The sequence below is a fragment of the Paraglaciecola sp. genome, assembly GCF_039943935.1.
Taxonomy (GTDB): Bacteria; Pseudomonadota; Gammaproteobacteria; order Enterobacterales; family Alteromonadaceae; genus Paraglaciecola.
The window spans coordinates 162206-182754 of record NZ_JBDUZQ010000009.1; the positions used below are offsets into that span (position 1 = coordinate 162206).

Consider the following 20549-nt stretch of genomic DNA (forward strand, 5'->3'; position numbering starts at 1 on the left):
GGTTAACCTATAGTGAGTACCAAGCCCAAGCTACCATTGTTAGTTAGTATTGAGCACTACTCCTTCAGGGTTAAACTTATATCCCACCCCCCATACGGTTTGCACAATTTGTGGGGAGGTAGCATCTACTTCTATCTTAGCTCGCAACCTATTAATATGTGAATTTACAGTGTGCTCGTAACCACTATGATGATAGCCCCAAACTGTCTCTAAAAGCTGACTACGATTGAATACTTGATTAGGGTGACTCGCTAAATGATGCAGTAATTCAAACTCTGTCGCGGTTAATTCAAGGGTGTTATCTGCCAGTACGACTTGGTGATTTTTCTGATTGATTTGTAAACTACCAATGGTAAGTATTTTTTCATCTGAAACAGGGGCAACGTGAATATTTGCTGTTTGCATCACATGTACTTTACGTAACTGAGAACGAACCCTAGCCTGTAACTCTCGAGCACTAAAAGGCTTAGTCATATAATCATCAGCCCCAAGTTCTAAGCCTAGCACACGATCCATCTCTGACGTCTTAGCAGTTAACATAATAATAGCTTGAGAAGGCTTTTTATCCCGCACTTGACGACAAATATCTAACCCACTTACTTCGGGTAGCATTACATCAAGTATTAGTAGTGAATAATCATTATCTAAAGCAAGGGATAAAGCCTTAGCCCCATTTTCTTGAATGCTAACCTCGACTCCCAATTCTTGTAAATTAACACGAATTAGCTCTGCAATATCTCGATCGTCTTCTACTAACAATACGTTGTCAGACATATCATTCACTCCTACTACATGTTATTTGTATCAAAAACCAAAAAACGCTCAACACCATAGTATTGAGCGCTTTTTAATTGACTCAACACTTTATTCTGTACGTGTTACTACTATACGTAAAGCTGGGTTATCAAACTTATGTTGTACAGTTAACACAGAAGAGCTTAAGCCGTCATCATTTGTAACAACACCTGGGTGCATAGATACATACCCTGTGTCGGTACGAGTAGCTGAAAAACCTTCACCGCCATCCGCAGGGCCAGGTATAGTGCCGGCTGCTTCTGAGTTTACCTCAGTACCTGCATCATATACACCAGCTAGGCCAGTCCACGTGTCGCCTATTTCAAATGTACTCAAATCCAATGCATTAAGACCACTAAACCCATCATTTGTATTCACTAGCATAGTTAAAACAGATAATTTAGCATCAGTAACATCTTGAACAGTGACAGTGATAGTTTCGTTACCACCCGGGCCAATTGGTGCAGCACCAGAAGTAGATGCCATACCTAGTGCTAGTAACCCATCGTTCATTCCACCTTCGGCCATTTTTTCTAGTTCAACCGAAGCAACATCTCCAATAGAAAAAAGATTTCCATCAGCATGTAACACCGCTGCAACAGGAGAAAGAGGCTGAGAATTCGTTAAGTTAGTAACAGTTATCTCGTAACTGATGTCAACTGGAACGGGCTCTGGGGCCGGCACTTCTACAATTACCTCAACCGGTACTTCAACCTCTCTAATATCATCACTACAAGCGCTGATGGCCAGAGGTAATGCAAGTAATAAAGCGATGCGGATGGGCTTATTTTTAAATTGATTTAACATCACAGCCTCCTTAGTTAACGGTTACTGTTACTTTGGCAACGGGGTTCAACCAGCGGTGAATTGAGTTAGTAACATCACTCGCGCCATCTGTTAAAGAATCATCCCCAATATTACCTGGATGTATATGTACTGTAGCATTGGCCTCAGTAGTTGCTACACCAGAACCCCCTGTACCTAACGTTAAGAAAGGTGGAGCTGGCATACCCGGCATACCTGGCATACCACTGCCTACCAACTCATCATTGGCTTCGGTACCTGCATCGTAAGCATTTAAGTAAATAGTATAAGTACCTACTTCAGTTGGGATTTCCCAATTATCTAAACCGATAAAACCATCATTAGAAGGTAAAATCATTGCCACTATAGATAGTACGCTGTTGCCATCTGTTGTCATAAAAGTACCAGCAACTTTTTCAGTTGGTGCTAACGGTCCAGCGGTAGGCTCAGCTAACATGTCAGCCCCTATTGATGTGGCCACTGTAGTAATACCGGCTAGACTGCCGCCTTCTGCCATTTCTTGAATCTCTGCACTGGCCATTTCACCCACTTCAAATAAGCTGGTGTCCGGTGTATGTGCAACAGCAGCGATAGGCGTAAAATGAAGACCTTGAGTGATGTTTTGAATTTCAACAGTAACGTCTGCGGCTAAAGTAGGTAGTGCAGTCACAGCTAAGGCAGTGGCTGCACAGAATTGTTGTAATTTTTTCATTAAAATTTCCTCGCTTAATCATGTTTTTTGTTAGAACAAGGAGAAGTTTCACAGATAACTATCCCGAAAGTATCACGAAAACTATACAAATTTCTAAAGCAGGAAAATGTTTGCAAAAACCTAGCTCGTTATTGAAAACAAACTTAGTAGCAAGATCTAAAAACATGCGATATGCTACATTTCACTACAAAATATATATCGCGGCTATTAATGGGTATCGTTAAAATCTCAAATGAACTTCACGAAGAAGTGCGTAAAAACAGTGCTGTTATGGAGCGCTCTATCAACTCACAAGCTGAATTTTGGTTAAAGATTGGCAGACTTGCGGAACAAAATCCCACACTGACCTATGAGCAGATATTAAGCCGCGAAATGAAAACTCAAAATGTCACCCAAGTCAGGCTTATAAATGAGTAACGCCCTCATAAAAACACCACAACAAATAGCCTTAATGAGAGAATCAGGCAAACTATTAGCGCAAGTTTTTAGTGAGCTAGACAAAGTAATCAAAGTAGGCATGTCTACTATGGACATCAATGACTTTGTTGAGGACTATATCGTAACCACATTACAATCTAGGCCTGCAAGTAAAGGTCAATATGGCTATGAGTACGTGTTGAATTCGTCTATTAATGAAGTGATTTGTCACGGAGTACCTTCTGCGGCTAAAAAACTAAAAGAGCGGGATATTGTCAATATCGATATCACACTAGAAAAAAACGGATACATCGCAGATAGCAGCAAAATGTACACTATGGTCAAAGCCTTACCTATTGCAAAACAATTAGTCGATGTTACCTACCAAGCGATGTGGAAAGGAATAGCGTGTGTGAAGCCAGGCACCAGAACCGGAGATATAGGCCACGCAATTCAAAGCTATGCCGAAAAACACGGGTTTAGCGTGGTACGTGAATATTGCGGCCACGGCATTGGTAAAGAAATGCATGAAGAACCACAAATTCTGCACTTTGGGAAGCCTCACACTGGCTTAACTCTAAGAGCAGGTATGACATTTACCATAGAGCCAATGATTAATCAGGGTTCTTATCGCACCAAACAAAAGAAAGACGGCTGGACCGTTGTTACCCGAGACAAGAAGCTATCAGCACAATGGGAGCATACTATTCTTGTGACTGACTCTGGCTTCGAAGTCCTAACGTTAAGAAGTGAAGAGGTATTATCAGAGCTTGTATAACGTCGTGACTAGCATTTGACGCTAAGCTGTATTATTTTGATTTCAGCCAGAGTAACTAAGCTAATACTTAAATATGCCAAGCACCATATCTATACGCTCTTACAGTAGACAAAAAGTCAAACATACCCACGATTTTCATCAGATTGTATTACCACTTCGAGGGGTCATAAATATTGAAGTGGGACAATTCAAAGGCAAGGTTGCGCCGGGAGAATGTGTAGTCATTAAAGCCCACAGTCTGCATCATTTTACTGCTGAAGCACAAGCAAGGTTTGTGGTGGCAGATATGCCCACTCTGCCTGCCAACATTTCCTTATCAACCTCACCAGCCTTCTCAATTAATTCCCCTTTATTACATTACCTTAGATTTATCGAATCGCAATTAGAATACCAAGTAAACCGTGATATCGAGAATATTTGCTACCAAAATTTTTTTGCTTTACTTGGCGAACAGCGCCCACTAAAGCAAGTTGAGCATAGAATTAGAGCTGTACTTGAATATATAGATGCACACATCACTCACGTCATGCCCATAGCAGCACTTGCAAAAATAGCATGCTTAAGCCCAACTCAATTCAAAAAGCTATTCAAAGTACAACTGGGGATCACTCCCATGCAATATGTCATTAAACTGCGTATGGAAAAAGCCCAAGCCCTAATCATTCACACAGACTACCCTACACAGATTATTGCAGAGCAAGTGGGCTATTCAGACTACGCCGCTTTTAGTCGCCGCTTTACCCAACATTTTGGTTTACCTCCTTCTAAAATCACGAATTAGGCGATTTTCAAAATAGCTGAATATAATTGCGTCGAGCCAGCACAAAAAAGCGTCTTTTCTGCAAAGTTAATGTGATAAGAAAAGGTAAACTAACTTTATTGAATTTTAGACACCATAAAGCTCTAACGTGTTTTTTATATAGGGAGTTAACCTTGAGAAGTAACGCCACCTTTGCAGTTATCTGTATAGTTACCGCATGCGCATTATGGGCAACCACAGGTACAGCCGCCAACTTTGCTCCTGCCATCAACCCGTTAGCCATAGGTGCTTTTTCCATGGGTGCCGCAGGATTGTTATTGTTAGCAACCGCCTCTAGAACAATCATTAAAGAGCGCATTCAACTCACACAGGTTCCGGCCTTTTTAGTGCTTGGTGGTCTATCCATAGCGATCTACCCTCTAGCATTTTATAGCTCGATGAAACTCGCCGGTGTGGCGATAGGCACAGTCGTGTCGTTAGGCTCTGCACCCTTTTTCTCTGTTTTATTTGAGCGTCTCGTCAACAAAATTACCATTTCAAAACGCTGGGTGGTGAGCTTTGTTTTTGGCGTGATAGGAGTTACTTTAATCGCTACGGGTAAGCAATCACATGGGCAGCCAACGCTTATCAACAATACAGAATATTTAGGGTTAAGTGCTACGCACTTTGGCTTAATTTTAGGGCTTGTTGCCGGGTTAACCTATGCCGCGTATGCATGGGCCGCCAAGCAAATAATTGACCAGGGCATTAGTTCGAATGCCTCGATGGCGAGTATGTTTGGCCTTGCATCGGTGTTATTGCTGCCTTCGTTACTCATTACAGGTGACAACTTGTTCGCCACCCCAACCAACACAGCTGTATCTATCTATATGGCCGTGGTACCTATGTTCATTGGCTACTTATTATTTGGTTATGGTTTAAGACATATTGAAGCCAGCAAAGCGACCTTGATCACATTATTAGAGCCAGTGTTAGCTACGTTGCTGGCGGTAATAGTGGTGGGTGAGAAGTTTAATAGCTGGGGCTGGTTGGGTATGGTGCTAATTCTAGTGTGTTTAGTGTTACAAATAGTGAGAATCCCAATAAAGCTAGGCGGTAGGCAGGCTGTTTAGATACGCTGTAGGGACAATGAAAAGAATACAAAGAACCTGTAAGTTGGGCTTTAACCCATCAACATATTTACAACCAACTTCATGATAATTTTAAATTTATTACTACAAAACGCTAACTACCATAAAGCGTGATTAAAACATCTTAAGGCGCTTTTCCTAACGGTAATTCATAAGGGTGTTAAGCTATATGTTGAAGGTATTTAAGCCCAAAGTAATTAGCCAATAATAAAAAGGAGATGATTTTGATGGATGAAAAACAAGTAGATAGCATTGGCACCAAAATAATATAGCTATTATTCGCGTTTGTATCACTTGCATTTTTGATATTAGGGGGGCTTTTTTTGAGTAACTCTGATGCTCAAAGCGAGATGGTAACCTATATTGCGGCATGTTTAACACTAATAAGTTTGGCAGGGATTGTGGGTGTGGTTATTTTTTATTTTAAAGGCACAAAAGCAAGTGCCTAATCAGCATAACCACTACCTATGGCTCTAAAGGGTAGTTCTAATTCAAGTTCAGGTACTTGCAACCCCACCCACTGTGGGAAGGTATTACTATTTGGGCCAGGAAATAGCGTATATTCATTCGCCCATGGGTAACGATTTATCGCTGCGGTGACTTCGGGTATCAGCTGTTTAGCTTTGTCACCCTGAATAGATAACACTTTATCGGGCTTAGCACCGTACCAATAACGGTCTGGCGTTGTGGTTTGATATTGCTTTAGGGCAGGCAACCCCTGCTTTACTCGCCAACCGACTACTTCATAAACGGTATATTCAGTTGCGTTTTCAGGTTTAACGGCAATCCACGTGTGCACTGCAAACCAGCCGCGCCAACTAAATGCGTCTGCAGCATAAAATTCAATCACGGCATCTTTGGTGATGGCAGGATTTACCGCCAAGCCTGCAGGCTCACGACTGGCTTCTCGCCAATTAGTGTTTGAACAGGCAGCTAACACTCCAATCAACATTATAAAAACGCCTATTTTTCTCACACATACCCCCAAAGTTGATGACATTAGCTAAGCTAAATTTACATTATTTAGCTGTGTACCTGTACTAAGTCACCTTATCTAATAAAAGATTACTCGACCATATAAAGTTTACACTGCCCCGGGAAAATTGATTACTCCCCCCTATATGAATTGTCCAGAATACCATTTGATACAGCAAGAGAGTAATGTGCATTTTCTGCGTTAAATAAATAAGTACATACTGCTTATTAACTTCCAACTCGCATTAACTTATGTATTTCAGGCTCTTTCTCCAGAGCAAATTCATACTCAGCGAATACGTATTTCACGTAGTCTTGATTATAATGAAAATCTAACGCCTCTTGACTTTCAAACGTTTCAACTAGCACTAGGGTGGTACTGTTTTCGGTAAACAGCTCAAAACGCTGGCAGCCTTTCTCTAGGCGGGTAGGGGCTAAGATTTCTGTTATTAGGGTACGGCAATGGGCAAATTTTTCTGGTTTAGGGTGAATAAATGCAACAATATCGATCATGAGAACCTCAGTTTTGTAGTGGTATAAGCCGTAACGTTAGATATGGGCTTAGTTAAAATAAGCGCCGCGCAAAAAGCGGCAGGCCATGCATTGATAAACGCTATCATCCAGTAGTTTAGAAAATCAGAAACGAATCCGAGATTGATAAAAGTTACCCAGGCAGACATCAGCAAAGACAGGCAAAACGAAAATAAAAAAGTAAAAATCAATCGAGTCATTACTCGTACCAATTTAGCGATAGAATAAATGCTAGGTTATAGAGTTTAGAATTTTCTAGAACAAGGTTTTTGGAAACTTAAGTATGAGGGATTTGCCATGCTAGATGATTTTTTATTGTTTGTAGAAGTCGCCCGTAGAGGCAGTTTTTCAAAAACTGCTAAAGCACTTAGACTAACGTCACCAACATTATCAAAGCGCGTTAGCTTTTTAGAAGACCGCTTAGGCACGCCTTTATTTATTCGTTCTTCACGGGGCTTATCATTAACCAGTTATGGCCAAGATATGTACGAAAAGCATGCCAACGGCTTACTAGAAATAAATGATGCGTTGCTCGCAAAAGATACATCGTTACCTAGTCGATTTATACTACATTGTCCGCAAAATTTAATGCAAGGCCCATTTTATAAGGCCTTATCTCAATTTATTAGCTTGCCGGAACTTATGGTAACAAACATTACCTTAGAGCCTTCAAATGCCAATGTACTTCTCAGTCAAACATCATTTGATATGGCTATCCGTGTTGGTAAACAAAAAGACTCTGCCTACTATCAAAAAGCCATAGGTGAAATAGCTGTAGCCTTAGTTTGCGCAAAGGATTGTTTATCAAAAGAGGTATTAGTCACGCCATACGATAAATTTTCTGAGCACGATCGGGCCATAACAGATAGTCATAACTCTTTCACCAAAATGATAAAAACCAACGACATCACGGTTGCCAGATTAATGGTACAAGATAAAATGGGAACCGGCTTATTGCCCATGACTGAAGTACAACAATTGCTTGAAGAATCTGAATGCGAATATGAATATAGGTCTGGTGTATTGTTTACACGCCCTGTGTATGCGCTATGGCCAAATACACAAGTGCCATCTACGCTCGCCTCTTTGTTGTTAAAAGCCTTACATGAAAACAAGACACTAGCTTTAAACGGCCAATTGTTAAAATTGTAAACACTTAATTCACCCGCCATGGTGGGTTGAGTCTGTTTTCGCCAGCCCAATACAACTTAATTTTATTACCCGACGGGTCAAATAAGATGGCCTCGCGCCACAGGTAGGTTTGGTCTGTGGGTAACTGTTTAAATTCAATCCCTTTAGCTATTAATTGCTCTACCCATGCATCTAAACCTTGATGCTCAAAGTAGATAACCGCGCCATGTTCAGCGCCTACTTCTAATACTAACGAAAAGGTAGCCTCACCTTCAGGACATTCAAACCGTGCATAGTGAGGGGTATCAACAATCAAGTTGAATCCTAGAATTGTATAAAACTCAACAGCTTGAGGTATGTTTGTAACAGGTAATGTAACTTGATTTAGATTCACCTTTAACTCCTTAATATTATTAGGCTTTATCAAAAGAGGTTGATTGCTTAAGTCTATGCTTGGACACAGACAACACGTGTTTTCGTAATGCTTTAAGTTGTGGACTTTCAGTATTCCAATAGTGCCAAAATAATACCGTGTTGATAACGTAATTAGGTTTTAAGTCTACTAACTCGCCATTATCTAATGAGTTGCCTATTTGTAGCTCTGGTAACAACCCGTACCCGAGCCCAGCTACAATCATTTGTTTAAACCCCTCTGAAGATGGGCAAGAATGAATGTATTTAGGTTCGTCGTACTTAAAATCTTCTAGAAATTGATGCTGCAATGAATCGTTTTCGTCAAATACTAAGCAAGGCAAAACGGATAAATCGGCATCTACCCCATAACGCTCTACAAAAGCAGGGCTAGCCACAGCTTTATAGGGTAACGCCCCAAGCACATCTACCAAGCCACCATTAACTGGCTCAGGATGAGAAGATATACATATCATCACTTCTCCAGCTTTCATTCTATTTAAGGTTACAGATTGGTCCTCTACCACCAGCTCAAATTTTAACTTACCCGCCATAGCAGAATCAGGAACCGCTAAAGCCTCTGGCAACCATGTGGCCAGCGAGTCTGCGTTAGTAGCCAGTCTTACTGTTAGTGGTTTATCGTACGCCAAATCTTCAGCAAAATTTGCCAAGCCTAGTGACACCTCTAACTGCATAACTTGCTGTAGGTGATTCAGTAAACGTTGACCGGTGAGGGTTAATTTAGGAGGGTGAGAGCGCACTAAAACAGGCTCACCTAATGTTGACTCAAGTTGCCTTATTCTTCTGCTGACCGCTGATTGGGTAATAAAGAGTTTTTTAGAGGCTTTTTCAAACCCTTTTTCAGTGATCACAGCAGCAAGGGCTTGTAGTAATGGGTAATCAATCATGAGTTTTATTCATGTAACGATATTTATATTCATTATACTACTAACAAAACAAAAGATATCATTAATGTCATTGATACGAGAGACGAGTGCATCACGTTAAGTCATGAGTACTGCACTGAACAACTAAAAGTAGGATAAAAATGGGATCTTTTTTCTCTGGAATTATGCTTGGCTTAAGCTTGATAGTCGCTATTGGCGCACAAAATGTATGGGTGTTAAGTCAGTGTATGTCAGGCGCTAACCGTTTAGTCATTGCCCTTGTATGTATTATTTGTGATGCCTTATTAATTGTTGTTGGCGTGTTTGCAGCTAACGAAATCAAATTACTCATGCCTTCACTTATACCTTGGTTGACCTACGCAGGTGTAATGATTTTGTTATACATAGCATTTGGCTCGGCCATGCGCGCAATTAAAGGCAGCTCTGGGTTAAAGATAAATGACAGTAAAGCTAAAAACTGGAAGGTGACAGCCATAGCGGCTTTAGCTATATGCTTACTTAACCCCCATGTTTACCTAGATACGGTAGTGCTACTGGGTAGTTTAGGGGCTTTACAACCTAGCCCAGCTTACTTCGCAGCGGGAGCTTGTGTAGCTTCAGCATTTTGGTTTGGAAGCCTTACAGCATTTGCCCCCAAGCTAAGAGTGTTGCTAAGTTCACCTGCCCGCTGGAGATTATTCGATAGCATAATGGCCGCCATATTAACCCTTATGGCAATACAATTGTGGACCATGGCATAAGGCAACGTTTTAGATGCTTAATGCTTAGTCACTTCAAAGTCAGCAAAGCGAATTATATCTTTTTCATTTTTAAGCATTTCCTTGCTTTTAAGGGAGCGATAAAAACCCCATTTAGGCCTTACAAAATGGTCTTTTTGGGTGCCACGCCACATGTCTATGTTTTCTGACTTAAAAGCCAATACCGTTTGTTTATCAGGCATGCGTTTAACACTAATTTCTAACGCGCCATTATTTCCATAAATTACGGTACACTCAGCCTCTAACCATACATCTGCAACCTCTGACCAAAGAGTCTTATCTAATATCACGGCTTTTTTTATTGGCGCATGTGACAAAGCTAACCATCTGTCACCTCGGTAACTCCTCGCTGAAATCGTTAAAATAGGCATACCAATGCCATCATCTACCGACTTTAACTGAAAAAAGTGACTAAAATTTTTAGAAAGTGACATCTCTGGTTCTAGCTTAAATTTCCAGCGGTATGTCATGGTTTCGCCTTCAAGGCCTTTTAAACTCGATTTAGAGCCACCGTAGGCTTTTATCTCATTGCGTTGCCTATCAGCAAATTTGACGTATTTGTCTCTATCTTTATCAAGATCGCGATGCAAGACAAAGACAAAGTGGTTGCCAACTATATCGTCGCTATCTTCATAAATATGCTTTTCACTAGGGTGATTGTCTGGATATAAATCAGGAGATTCTATTGACCGTTTACCACCAAAACTCTGAATTAACTCGTAGGCCGTTAACCCTTGATTAGAACCGTCGGCTTTTAAGATAGAAACCTGTTTAGCGACTGAGCATGAGCTAAATATTGAGATAAGTAACAAACAAAATGAGCGGATTATCGTTAACAAATAATAATGCCATTATAAAATCAAGAGTGATAAAAATGTAGCATGTTATTAACGCAATATCGTCTAATATTTTGGAGAGATGTGAGCTTAATTTTATGACTTATTCTAAGTCAACATAATAATCAAACAAAAAGATGAAAGTACTTTAATTCACATCTATGAACCAACTAAAGAAGCACAACAAAAAATTAGTTAATACATTACAATTTAAGATGACGCTTTGAAACACCCCATTTCAATAGCGTTGATCACCCCACTACAACTACTAACCAAGTTGAAAATTTTGTCCAAATCAGAGTGTCGAAAAGCCATGTTTTTCTACAATAAATAATAGTAAACAAAACTAGTCCAAACATATAAACAGGGTGAATTATCTTTTTCGTATAATAATCATAACCCATAGCAATGATTATTGGCGCAAGCCAAATGACAAGCTTAGCCCCATGCATCGGTATATACGTCACCCTAACGAGAGAAACAATGGTCATGACTAAAGTAGCTAAGAGCATTAAACGTTTATGAATTTCTGGCTTTTTACGATAATAAAACGCTGCAGATACCAAAGCAGGAAATACTATCATATCCGTTAAGGGCTGCAGTAACCAATAACGAGCAAGATGTTCACCAACATTACCTATACGAAATTGAAATGTTGTTAGCGTGACATAAAGCCCATTTGCAACGACTAAAATCGCATAGAAAAAAGCAAACTGCCCTAGTTTTATATGCAGATCCAATCTACCAAACGCGGGGAGTATTGCTTGTATGGCAAAAAGTACAAACCAGCCTATAAATATAATGGCATGGATATGCAGCATTAGGCTTTGATGGAAACCGCCCATGACAGACATATAAAAATCAGGGCCAAATCCCATAAGTATGAATAAAAACATCAAAATAGAAATCAGCAAATAAAGCTTCAATTTGGATGAGCTCTTAATTTTTTGATATGCAGTCAATTTTCCATTACCTATAAATTATTAAAAGTACCAAGCCCATTTTGTATGTAATTCTCACTACATTCTATGAAGCTCTAAGCAATTCAAATTAACTTGTATTGTACCCTACACACTAAAATTTCACTGTGTTTCGATAAGTATATATATAAATTAGTAATCGATATGACTTAAAGCTTTAAGTCATTTTTTAAAACTAGCACGATTATAAATATTAGAGCCAAAGGGGGAATAAGAGCAGAAAAAATCTACTACCGCAGTCAATATTGGCGTTTTAATTTCCCTTTTCTCTATGTCATACCTCAAAACAGCCAAAATGATTAGACCAAAGAGAGTCGCATTTAAAATGCGTGATTAATTCCCTTTACTTTAATCTTAGAACTTAATGTACAACAGGTAATTTTTTTATTAAAGCGTTAATTAGTAACGTTTAATCAATGTCAGCAATAGAATACTTTCATGCTCTCAATAAAGTAAGAATGACGAGATGAGGCACATTTACCTGCCATTATTACTGTGAGGACGTTGGCTCATGCTATGTAATACTCAAAATAATAGCTTAAAAGAGGTTTCTCATAATGTAGAGATAACACAAAACTCTGCTAAAACACGAACCTAGCAAAAAGCGCCAACCATACTAATCTTTTTTTAAACCCAGCTTCTCTACCCTAGACATTTAAATTTGAGAAGTTACTTACCACAACACTTCTTATATTTACGACCATTGCCACAAATGCATGGGTCGTTACGGCCAACTTTAGGAGTGTCACGTACTATAGGGTTTTTAGGGGGGCAACAACTAGTGTTGGTGCAACCAGAGCTTTTATTTTCTTCTACTAATGCTTCATTATTATCATTCATTTCTATTGTCTCAATCTAATTTTAAATATCTATTGTACCAACAAGCTGTATTAACAGCGCCTAACCTGACGTGTTAATACAACAAACTATAAATTTTTCGGCGATATTTTGATTTTAACGGGTCGCCATCGGGCAGTGCATTAATCATATCTAAGGTTAGTTTTTTCGCTTCACCAAAGTTTAAGTCTGTTAGCAACACAGAAACAATAAGCTCTAACGCCTCTTCGGTTTGATTGGCCTGATGTAATTGTACTGCTAACTTTACTTTAAGCTCTAGGTCATCAGGGTTAGCTGCAAGTTCAGCTTGAAGTGCTTTTATTTCGGGTGACTCGGCAGCTTGTTCGGCTAACTCTATTTTACCTAAAATACTATTATACAGGGCGTCTTGATCAACTAAACCGACTGTCTCTAACAAAGCTTTTGCTGGTTTAATTTGCCCCAATTCAACTTGACAGTCAGCAAGTAATAATTTGATATCAGCGCGGGTGGCATCAAGCTCATGAGCTTGTTTTAGCAGCGTGTACGCTTGTTGATAATCACCATTTGTTACCAGCTCAACGGCTTGTTGGTACAAACCATCTTCTGGTTTGGGTAAATGCTTTTCAAAACTGGCAATAATTTCTGCTTCTGTTTGCACCCCAGCAAAACCATCAATAGGCTGACCTTCTTTTATCAACATAACCGTTGGCAAGTTTTGAATACCAAACTGCCCCGCAATTTCCTGCTGAGTCTGGCAATCGACTCGGGCGTGAATAAGGTTGTCACTAAATTTAGCCGCTACATTTTGTAACACAGGTGCAAGTTGCTGACTTGGCTCATAACCTTCGGCCCAAAACTCCACCATCACAACCTTAGTTTGTGAGTCTTGCAAGATAACCTGCTGGAAGTTTTCTGGGGTGATGTTGATAACACTATTCATATTGGTATCCATAGTAATTCTGTTGAAAAGGGGATGGGGCCGAAAACGCTGATTTCAAGGAACAACAGCAATCCTTTTATGGAGCGTAACTTTGTCATTTTGACGAAATATAAACCAACCCATTCTTATCTCTAAATGAAAAAAATACATTTTCAGTGCTAACATTACCCACAAAGGTGTAGTGTATTAAATAAATGATTTATTGATTCGTTGAATGAAAATAACTAATTAGTCTTTCACATCTATATATTCCACTATCAAATAACCTCATAAAGTTACTAAGGGGCAAGATATGTTTGATCGTTGTATAAATACATATTACATTTTTGTTGCTGCACTTGCCTTTTTATTATCTTCGTGTACCTCAAAACCTGCTCTAATGCCAACACCCAATGTATTTCTCAACACACCGTATTTAGAAAGCAAAGTACCTGTTGCTCTACGCAAAACAAGTATGAAGTTAATTTATGTCACCGATCGGGCAGTCTCGCAGAAAGTTGGCCAAAAATATAATGCTAAGCGGTCATCATCTATGGCTTACGGCATAGCAAAAGTTAATTTTGAAGAGCCTTCGTTACCATGGAACGAACTGGTAGCTCAAAGCAACGCTCCTAAACGGTCTGTTGATTTGGGCTATGTATTAGAAAAAACAGAGGAATTAGGCCGCTACCCAATGTCGCCATATAAGTTTACCCAAGTACAAGGGCGGCTAAGTATTGATAAGTCTGTTCAAGAAAAAAAGCAATTCCATGAGAATGAACTTAATAAAATAGTTAACGACCAATTAGAACTCTCTACAAACAATGACGTTATTTTATTTGTACATGGGTTTAATAATACGTTTGAAGACTCTATTTTTACACTTGCAGGAATTTGGCATTTTCTACAGCGCCAAGGGGTACCTATTGTTTACTCATGGCCAGCCGCTGCTGGTGGTATAACTGGTTACTTTGCTGACAAAGAATCTGGCCAGTTTACCATTTTTCATTTGAAAGAAACTTTACGGGCATTGTTCAACAATCCTAAAATAGAAAACATGCATATAATTGCCCACAGCCGCGGGACTGATGTAGTAACAACTACTCTGCGAGAGCTCATTATTGAAAATAGAGCGGCAGGGGGAAATCCAAGGCAAGATTTGCGTATTGAAAACTTAATACTCGCAGCCCCAGATTTAGATTTTGGCATTATCAAGCAAAGACTTATGGCAGAGCAGTTTGGGCCTGCATTTGGAAAGATCACCATTTATACCTCTCAAGAAGATAGCGCGCTGGGGTTATCACAATGGTTAACGAATACGATTAGTTTTGGAAGGTTAAATACCCAAGATATTAACGTGAATGAACGAGAAATATTTAAAGCAGCTGGAAATGTAAGCTTAATTAAAGTACCTACATCTAATAGCTTTATTGGCCATGATTATTTTCATAGTAACCCAGCAGTAAGCTCTGACTTAATTAATCTCATATTATATAACGCACAACCAGGCTCAGAAAGAAGGCCTCTTTTTAAGATTGAAAATAATTTTTGGTTACTCAATATGGACTATCTAATTGCTCATTAGATGAAATGAAGAGACAGCCGCTGCCAATGAGCAACTTTTAGCTGAAAAACAAAATTAATTAGCAAGTCAATTTATTCATGTCACAATGCTTCAAATGTAATTTAAGACTCAAACTATCTATAGTTTTTGCCAAAACTGCAACACTTGACCAAACAGTTCAACTTATCTAATCTCATGAGTTTTAATGATTCTCATAGTCTTTAAAAATTTAGCCGAAACATAAAAATAAACACAATATTTAAGAGAGAAGAACATGTTAAAAGCTATTCCAACTTACTTAGTTTTGGCTATTTTGCTTTTAATTTACGCTGAAGAAATAATTGCTGAGCAACATTTAAATGAATTCGCAGAAGAGCCAATAGCAATAGGTGCATGTCATGCGACTGATTCTGAAGGCTTCCAATATATAAGCGCCGTTCAAGGCACAGGTACCAAGTCTCCTCTAAATGGTTCACCAGTGATCATTGAAGGGGTGGTAACTGGTCTTCGTAATAACGGCTTTTTCATGCAAGAAGAAACAACTGATGAAGATGAAGACAGCCGAACCTCAGAAGGAATTTTTGTTTATTACTCAGACAATTTACCGACGATAAATACAAGTGTACGTTTACTGGGTACAGTAGATGAATATCACGATTTAACTCAGGTTAAAGACGTAACAAAGGTACTAGAATGCGGAGAAGCTACTGCAACAACCCCAGCTACAGTCAATCTGCCATTAGATGAAGGTGATGACTTAGAGTTTTACGAGGGCATGGTAGTAAGCGTTTCAAAATTGACCGTATTTGATACCAAAACACTTTGGCAATATGGAGAGTTAGGACTAAGTGAAGGACTTAAACGCCAACCAACAGACCTTTATGCACCGCTAACCACCGAATATAAAAAGGTAGTTCTAGATAATGCGGCCACAACGATTTACGTTGAAGATAATACCTCTAACAGTTACCCAAAAAGCTTAAGTTTTTATAATAACTTTAGTTACACCGATGCAATTGGTGTGGGTGATACCGTATCTGCAAGTGGTCCACTTAATTATTACTCCGGTAAGTACCGCATAAACGCCACAGAACAAGGCTTTACGGTTCAAAGCGCGCGTGAAGCCGCACCAAGCATTGATGAAGGAGACGTGAAAATTGCCACCTTCAACGTACTGAATTATTTTAATGGTGATGACGATGGTCATGGCGGTATTACATTCGACTACGACACCAACCGTGGAGCTGAAAACAAGACTGAATTTGTATTACAACAAGCTCGCATAGTAGCCGCCATTACCTCAATGGACGCTGACGTTATTGGTTTAATGGAAATTGAAAACGATGGTTTTGATGACACTAGTGCTATTCACTCACTTGTTGATGCCATCAATGCAGAACAAATCGACACTGATGCATACAGTTTTGTTGCTACCCAAGACGAAAGTTTAATAGGTAGTGATGCAATTGCCGTTGGCTTAATTTACCGTGCATCTGTTGTTACGCCATCAAGCGATGCTATTAAAATTGATATGCCATCACAGTTGTTATCTGATGACACTAGTTATGCACAGATGCGTGTATCTTTGTTACAAAGCTTCACCCATGACGAAAGCAATGAGTCATTTGCAGTAGTCGTTAACCACTTTAAGTCTAAAGGCTCAGGATGTTATGAAGATTCTGTAGAAACAACAGATACTGATAGCATTCAAGGTAGTTGTAATGCGCTACGTGTATCAGCAGCCGTGACTTTAGGTGACGCCTTAGAGGCCGCTGATTTAACAGACAGAGTGATGATTTTAGGTGATTTGAATGCATACTCAGCTGAAGATCCTCTTGCCGTATTAACTGATTACGACCCTGCAGAGCGTGGATACACTATCACCACAGCAGCTCGTACAGAGTTAGATGAAGGTGCTTCGGTAGACGTTACCACAACTTATGGTTATGAAAACGTAGCCGAAACCTTTGATCCTGAAGGCTTCTCTTATTGGTATTACGGTTCTATGCAGGTGGGGAGTTTAGACCATGTTTTAGCTAGTAGTGCATTTATGGATGACATTGTTGATGCCACACACTGGAACATCAACTCTGTTGAGGTTTACCAATTGCAATATGACCAAGCACTAAGTTACTTCAGTGTTAAAGATGGTTATGCCTTTACTGACCTTGGCTCATATAGAAGTTCTGACCACGACCCTTTCATCGTATCTGTAAGGTTTGCCGCTGACGAGCCAGAAGAGGAACCTGAAGACGATGACACCTCATCTAACAATGGTTCAGGTGGTTCAACTGGCCTAGGATTCTTATTACTAGGCTTAGGAGCCTTGCTTTTCCGTAGAAAAGTGACTCATTAAGATGTTGTCATATAAAGCATCTATAGAAAACCACATCAGCCAAACTGTCTGATGTGGCTTTTTTGTCTCATTATTACTTAAATTGTCGTTTATTAGACACCTGATACACTTCTCTAGATGGGGCTAGTTGCTTAGGGCATACAGGATACCTATTGGTTTTCGAAGCAGTCTAACAACTCATATTGCAGCGATTTTGGGTTGCTCGGACTCAAAAGAGCACCACTATTCATTCAAACACCTTGATTAAGCACATTTAAACTCTCGCTGAGTAACGACTTATGAATGGGGGTTGGCATTAAGCAAGTTTTCCCACTTGGTAATCACTAAATGCTTGATTGACTTCTTCCTGAGTATTCATCACAAAAGGTCCACCACGGGTGACAGGCTCATTTAATGGTTTACCAGCAATGAGCAAATATTTAGCATCCTTTATCGCGGTTATATCAACCGAATCACCATCTGTCAGCACGGCTAGTTGACCATGGGTAATAGTCTCCTCTGAGCCATGTAGTAGAATGGCTCCTTCGTAAACATAGATAAAAGCATTGTGTCCTAGAGTGACAGTATTAGTAAAATTCGTACCTACTTGCTGATGAATATCCCAATAAATCGGTTCAACAAATGTATTATTTACTATGCCTTGGGTGCCATTTTGTGTGGTGCCCGCAATAACCTTTATACTTACACCTTGACGCTCTTCGATAAGAATTTCATCATGGGTTTTCTCTTGGTAACTGGGTTCGGTCATCTTGTTTGAGCTGGGTAAGTTTACCCACAATTGAAACCCAGACAACAAACCTTGTTCTTGCTCTGGCATTTCTGAGTGAATAATTCCTTTTCCTGCTGTCATCCACTGCACCCCACCAGCTTCTATAATGCCGTTGTTACCTGTACTGTCTTGATGTCGCATCTTGCCTGCTAGCATGTAAGTGACAGTCTCAAAACCGCGATGGGGGTGAGGCGGAAATCCTGCGATATAATCTTGAGGCTGGTCAGAGCCAAAGGCATCTAACAATAAAAAAGGGTCAAGCATATTGATATAAGGAGTACCAATAATACGAGTCAATTGCACCCCAGCGCCATCTGAAGCAGGTAGCCCTCTATACACCTGTTGTATATTTCTAAATTTAGCCATTTTGGGGCTCCTTTTTTCAAATTAAAAAATATGCACGATTAAGTTCATTGCGAGTTGGTAAGTATGTTATCGCTGCCTAAATCTATTTTAGTCGCATCTACGACAGTAACGTCTGTGATCCCGATAAAGCCCATTACCTGCTTTAAGTAGGGAGTCGCTAGATCCATTGCACTGCTAATTGGTACACCACCTGAAGCCATAACCAAGTACACTTTTTTATTTTTTAGTAACCCTTCTGGACCATTTTCGGTATAACGAAAAGTGACGCGAGCACGAGCCACTAAATCAACCCAGGCTTTGAGGACAGCAGGAACACCAAAATTATATATTGGGGAACCGATGACAATCTCGTCTGCATCTTGCAGCTCTTTCACTAACACATCAGAAAAAGCTAACGCTTCCTTCTGAGGCTGCCCTCTTAGCTCAGGGTCAGTAAAGTTTGCGCCAATCCACTGCTCATCGATAAAAGATAAACCTGAGGCTATGTCCCGTTCATTTATTTGTAAATTTGTATGCTGACTTTTAAGTTCTGCGATTAACTTTGCAGACACTTGTCTGGTTAAAGAATCTTGGTAACGACCGCTGGAATTAATTGATAAAACTGTTTTCATTTTTATATTCTCCAATAAAGTTTAAGGAATGATTCTGAACTGATAGCTATATTACTGTTGATATAAAAAAGAAAAATAACCTAAAACTGAAATCATTGTTCTCCTGTTGTGAACAATAATACTAAATGTTAGGCTCTTCGCTAGAGGTAACTGAAAAGGGGCGGACTAAAAAGCGAATGAATCAATTTGAAGATATGCAAACCTTTGTACGTATTGTTGAGGCAGGCAGCATTACTAAAGCCGCAGAACAGCTAGACATAGTGAAATCGGCGGTAAGCCGTAAGTTAACCGAATTAGAAAAGCGTCTGGGTGTAACATTATTGACCCGCACGACTCGCTCGCAAATATTGACTGATTCAGGTCGCAATTATTACCAAGAATGTATTCGTATCATAGAAGACTTAGCCGAAGTTGAGTCTAGTATAAAAGATGAGCACTGTTCATTCGCAGGTAAAATTAGACTTTCAGTGCCCTTTTCCTTCGGGCTTAAACACCTAGCACCCGCTCTACGCCAATTTAACGATGCGCACCCCAATATCTTTTTTGATGTGGACTTCAACGACCGAAAAGTGGATTTAATAGAGGATGGGTACGATTTGGCCATCAGAATTTCTAATTTGGCAGACTCTCGCCTAATTGCCAGAAAGATAACCTCTATGACCCCTGTTTTATGCGCTAGCCCCGCTTATTTAAAAAGGTATGGTGAACCTAAAGCCCCTAGCGATTTAAACAATGGACATGTTCGCTTGAGATATAACCTCATCCCTGATGCTTGGCGATTTACTTCAGGTGATGGTGCAGAAGTGACAATCAAAATCCCCGTTACAGTGAGCTCAAATAATGGCAGCTACTTATGTGAAGAAGCCATTGCTGGCAGAGGCTTACTGTTAGGGCCAGACTTTATTTGTTATCAAGCCATAAGCGCCGGACAGTTAGTACCACTATTTTGTGAACAACTAACAGGTAAGGCAGTTAATGCCTATGCTGTTTACCCTAAGACTCGGCACCTATCACAACGGGTCAGGGGACTTATAGACTTTCTAGTAGCTTATTTTGGTGACACGCCATATTGGCGGATCAATTAAGCACTCCATTGATGGCCTTACAGCTACCTTCACGTTTATCACCCATTTATATATTGTTTGAATTGTCGCTAAGTAGACATTTCCATAAACCTCACTATGTTACCGTTTTGAACAATCGCTGAACGGAACGTTAA

The 20549-nt window shown here is 39.8% G+C and carries 23 protein-coding genes; 9 read left to right on the top strand and 14 right to left on the bottom strand.

Features of this window, described 5'->3' with window-relative positions; translation table 11 throughout:
* Window positions 1-39: 39 nt before the first annotated feature.
* From ABJD71_RS05550 to ABJD71_RS05560, 3 genes are all read right to left on the bottom strand, one after another.
* Complete coding sequence (locus ABJD71_RS05550) at window positions 40-774, bottom strand: response regulator transcription factor (protein WP_348165795.1); 735 nt, start codon at window positions 772-774, stop codon at window positions 40-42.
* A 90-nt stretch (window positions 775-864) separates the two neighbouring features.
* Window positions 865-1602 (bottom strand): spondin domain-containing protein, encoded by a 738-nt coding sequence (locus tag ABJD71_RS05555; RefSeq protein ID WP_348165798.1) that lies wholly within the window; start codon window positions 1600-1602, stop codon window positions 865-867.
* A 10-nt stretch (window positions 1603-1612) separates the two neighbouring features.
* Window positions 1613-2311 carry a spondin domain-containing protein gene (locus tag ABJD71_RS05560; protein ID WP_348165801.1) on the bottom strand — a complete coding sequence of 233 codons (699 nt, stop codon included), beginning with the start codon at window positions 2309-2311 and terminating at the stop codon, window positions 1613-1615.
* Window positions 2312-2521: 210 nt separating this feature from the next.
* Between ABJD71_RS05560 and ABJD71_RS05565 the strand changes: the two genes are divergently transcribed.
* The 4 genes from ABJD71_RS05565 (at window position 2522) to ABJD71_RS05580 (ending at window position 5378) form a co-directional block, all read left to right on the top strand.
* Entirely contained in the window at window positions 2522-2728 is a 207-nt protein-coding gene (locus tag ABJD71_RS05565) for a ParD-like family protein (RefSeq protein WP_348165804.1), read from the top strand.
* On the top strand, window positions 2721-3506 hold the full coding sequence (gene map, locus ABJD71_RS05570) for a type I methionyl aminopeptidase (RefSeq protein ID WP_348165807.1): 786 nt from the start codon (window positions 2721-2723) through the stop codon (window positions 3504-3506). The genes ABJD71_RS05565 and map overlap by 8 nt, the downstream gene beginning before the upstream one ends.
* 73 nt (window positions 3507-3579) lie before the next feature.
* Window positions 3580-4287 (top strand): AraC family transcriptional regulator, encoded by a 708-nt coding sequence (locus tag ABJD71_RS05575; protein WP_348165810.1) that lies wholly within the window; start codon window positions 3580-3582, stop codon window positions 4285-4287.
* Window positions 4288-4439: 152 nt separating this feature from the next.
* The gene (locus ABJD71_RS05580) at window positions 4440-5378 is read left to right on the top strand and encodes an EamA family transporter (RefSeq protein ID WP_348165813.1); all 939 of its coding nucleotides are present in this window, start codon (window positions 4440-4442) and stop codon (window positions 5376-5378) included.
* 463 nt (window positions 5379-5841) lie between these two features.
* Here the strand turns inward: ABJD71_RS05580 and ABJD71_RS05585 are convergent, their stop codons facing one another.
* The 3 genes from ABJD71_RS05585 to ABJD71_RS05595 form a co-directional block, all read right to left on the bottom strand.
* The gene (locus tag ABJD71_RS05585) at window positions 5842-6396 is read right to left on the bottom strand and encodes a DUF3750 domain-containing protein (RefSeq protein ID WP_348165815.1); all 555 of its coding nucleotides are present in this window, start codon (window positions 6394-6396) and stop codon (window positions 5842-5844) included.
* 203 nt (window positions 6397-6599) lie between these two features.
* Window positions 6600-6884 carry a putative quinol monooxygenase gene (locus ABJD71_RS05590; protein WP_348165818.1) on the bottom strand — a complete coding sequence of 95 codons (285 nt, stop codon included), beginning with the start codon at window positions 6882-6884 and terminating at the stop codon, window positions 6600-6602.
* Window positions 6881-7102 (bottom strand): DUF2798 domain-containing protein, encoded by a 222-nt coding sequence (locus ABJD71_RS05595; RefSeq protein WP_348165821.1) that lies wholly within the window; start codon window positions 7100-7102, stop codon window positions 6881-6883. The genes ABJD71_RS05590 and ABJD71_RS05595 overlap by 4 nt, the downstream gene beginning before the upstream one ends.
* 97 nt (window positions 7103-7199) lie before the next feature.
* Between ABJD71_RS05595 and ABJD71_RS05600 the strand changes: the two genes are divergently transcribed.
* A complete protein-coding gene (locus ABJD71_RS05600) occupies window positions 7200-8054 on the top strand; it encodes a LysR family transcriptional regulator (protein ID WP_348165824.1) in 855 nt (284 codons plus the stop codon).
* A gap of 4 nt (window positions 8055-8058) precedes the next feature.
* On the opposite strand, the gene ABJD71_RS05605 is transcribed toward ABJD71_RS05600, so the two are convergent.
* Both ABJD71_RS05605 and ABJD71_RS05610 read right to left on the bottom strand, forming a co-directional pair.
* The gene (locus ABJD71_RS05605) at window positions 8059-8427 is read right to left on the bottom strand and encodes a VOC family protein (protein ID WP_348165827.1); all 369 of its coding nucleotides are present in this window, start codon (window positions 8425-8427) and stop codon (window positions 8059-8061) included.
* A 19-nt stretch (window positions 8428-8446) separates the two neighbouring features.
* Entirely contained in the window at window positions 8447-9352 is a 906-nt protein-coding gene (locus tag ABJD71_RS05610; RefSeq protein WP_348165830.1) for a LysR family transcriptional regulator ArgP, read from the bottom strand.
* 140 nt (window positions 9353-9492) lie between these two features.
* Between ABJD71_RS05610 and ABJD71_RS05615 the strand changes: the two genes are divergently transcribed.
* The gene (locus ABJD71_RS05615) at window positions 9493-10092 is read left to right on the top strand and encodes a LysE family transporter (protein ID WP_348165833.1); all 600 of its coding nucleotides are present in this window, start codon (window positions 9493-9495) and stop codon (window positions 10090-10092) included.
* A 17-nt stretch (window positions 10093-10109) separates the two neighbouring features.
* On the opposite strand, the gene ABJD71_RS05620 is transcribed toward ABJD71_RS05615, so the two are convergent.
* From ABJD71_RS05620 to ABJD71_RS05635, 4 genes are all read right to left on the bottom strand, one after another.
* Window positions 10110-10949, bottom strand: coding sequence for a hypothetical protein (locus ABJD71_RS05620; protein WP_348165836.1), 840 nt, complete (start codon window positions 10947-10949; stop codon window positions 10110-10112).
* A gap of 248 nt (window positions 10950-11197) precedes the next feature.
* Window positions 11198-11872: a hypothetical protein gene (locus tag ABJD71_RS05625; protein WP_348165839.1), complete on the bottom strand. Its 675-nt coding sequence runs from the start codon at window positions 11870-11872 to the stop codon at window positions 11198-11200.
* Window positions 11873-12595: 723 nt separating this feature from the next.
* On the bottom strand, window positions 12596-12766 hold the full coding sequence (locus tag ABJD71_RS05630; protein WP_348165842.1) for an SEC-C metal-binding domain-containing protein: 171 nt from the start codon (window positions 12764-12766) through the stop codon (window positions 12596-12598).
* A gap of 73 nt (window positions 12767-12839) precedes the next feature.
* Window positions 12840-13685 carry a tetratricopeptide repeat protein gene (locus tag ABJD71_RS05635; protein WP_348165845.1) on the bottom strand — a complete coding sequence of 282 codons (846 nt, stop codon included), beginning with the start codon at window positions 13683-13685 and terminating at the stop codon, window positions 12840-12842.
* 292 nt (window positions 13686-13977) lie between these two features.
* On the opposite strand from ABJD71_RS05635, the gene ABJD71_RS05640 reads away from it, so the two are divergent.
* Both ABJD71_RS05640 and ABJD71_RS05645 read left to right on the top strand, forming a co-directional pair.
* The gene (locus ABJD71_RS05640) at window positions 13978-15249 is read left to right on the top strand and encodes an alpha/beta hydrolase (protein ID WP_348165848.1); all 1272 of its coding nucleotides are present in this window, start codon (window positions 13978-13980) and stop codon (window positions 15247-15249) included.
* Window positions 15250-15502: 253 nt separating this feature from the next.
* Window positions 15503-17584 carry an ExeM/NucH family extracellular endonuclease gene (locus ABJD71_RS05645; RefSeq protein WP_348165851.1) on the top strand — a complete coding sequence of 694 codons (2082 nt, stop codon included), beginning with the start codon at window positions 15503-15505 and terminating at the stop codon, window positions 17582-17584.
* A 295-nt stretch (window positions 17585-17879) separates the two neighbouring features.
* Here ABJD71_RS05645 and ABJD71_RS05650 read toward each other — a convergent pair whose 3' ends face one another.
* Both ABJD71_RS05650 and ABJD71_RS05655 read right to left on the bottom strand, forming a co-directional pair.
* Complete coding sequence (locus ABJD71_RS05650) at window positions 17880-18719, bottom strand: pirin family protein (protein WP_348165854.1); 840 nt, start codon at window positions 18717-18719, stop codon at window positions 17880-17882.
* 44 nt (window positions 18720-18763) lie between these two features.
* Window positions 18764-19330, bottom strand: coding sequence for an NAD(P)H-dependent oxidoreductase (locus tag ABJD71_RS05655; protein WP_348165857.1), 567 nt, complete (start codon window positions 19328-19330; stop codon window positions 18764-18766).
* Between the two features lie 176 nt (window positions 19331-19506).
* On the opposite strand from ABJD71_RS05655, the gene ABJD71_RS05660 reads away from it, so the two are divergent.
* Entirely contained in the window at window positions 19507-20415 is a 909-nt protein-coding gene (locus ABJD71_RS05660) for a LysR family transcriptional regulator (protein ID WP_348165860.1), read from the top strand.
* Window positions 20416-20549 lie beyond the last annotated feature (134 nt).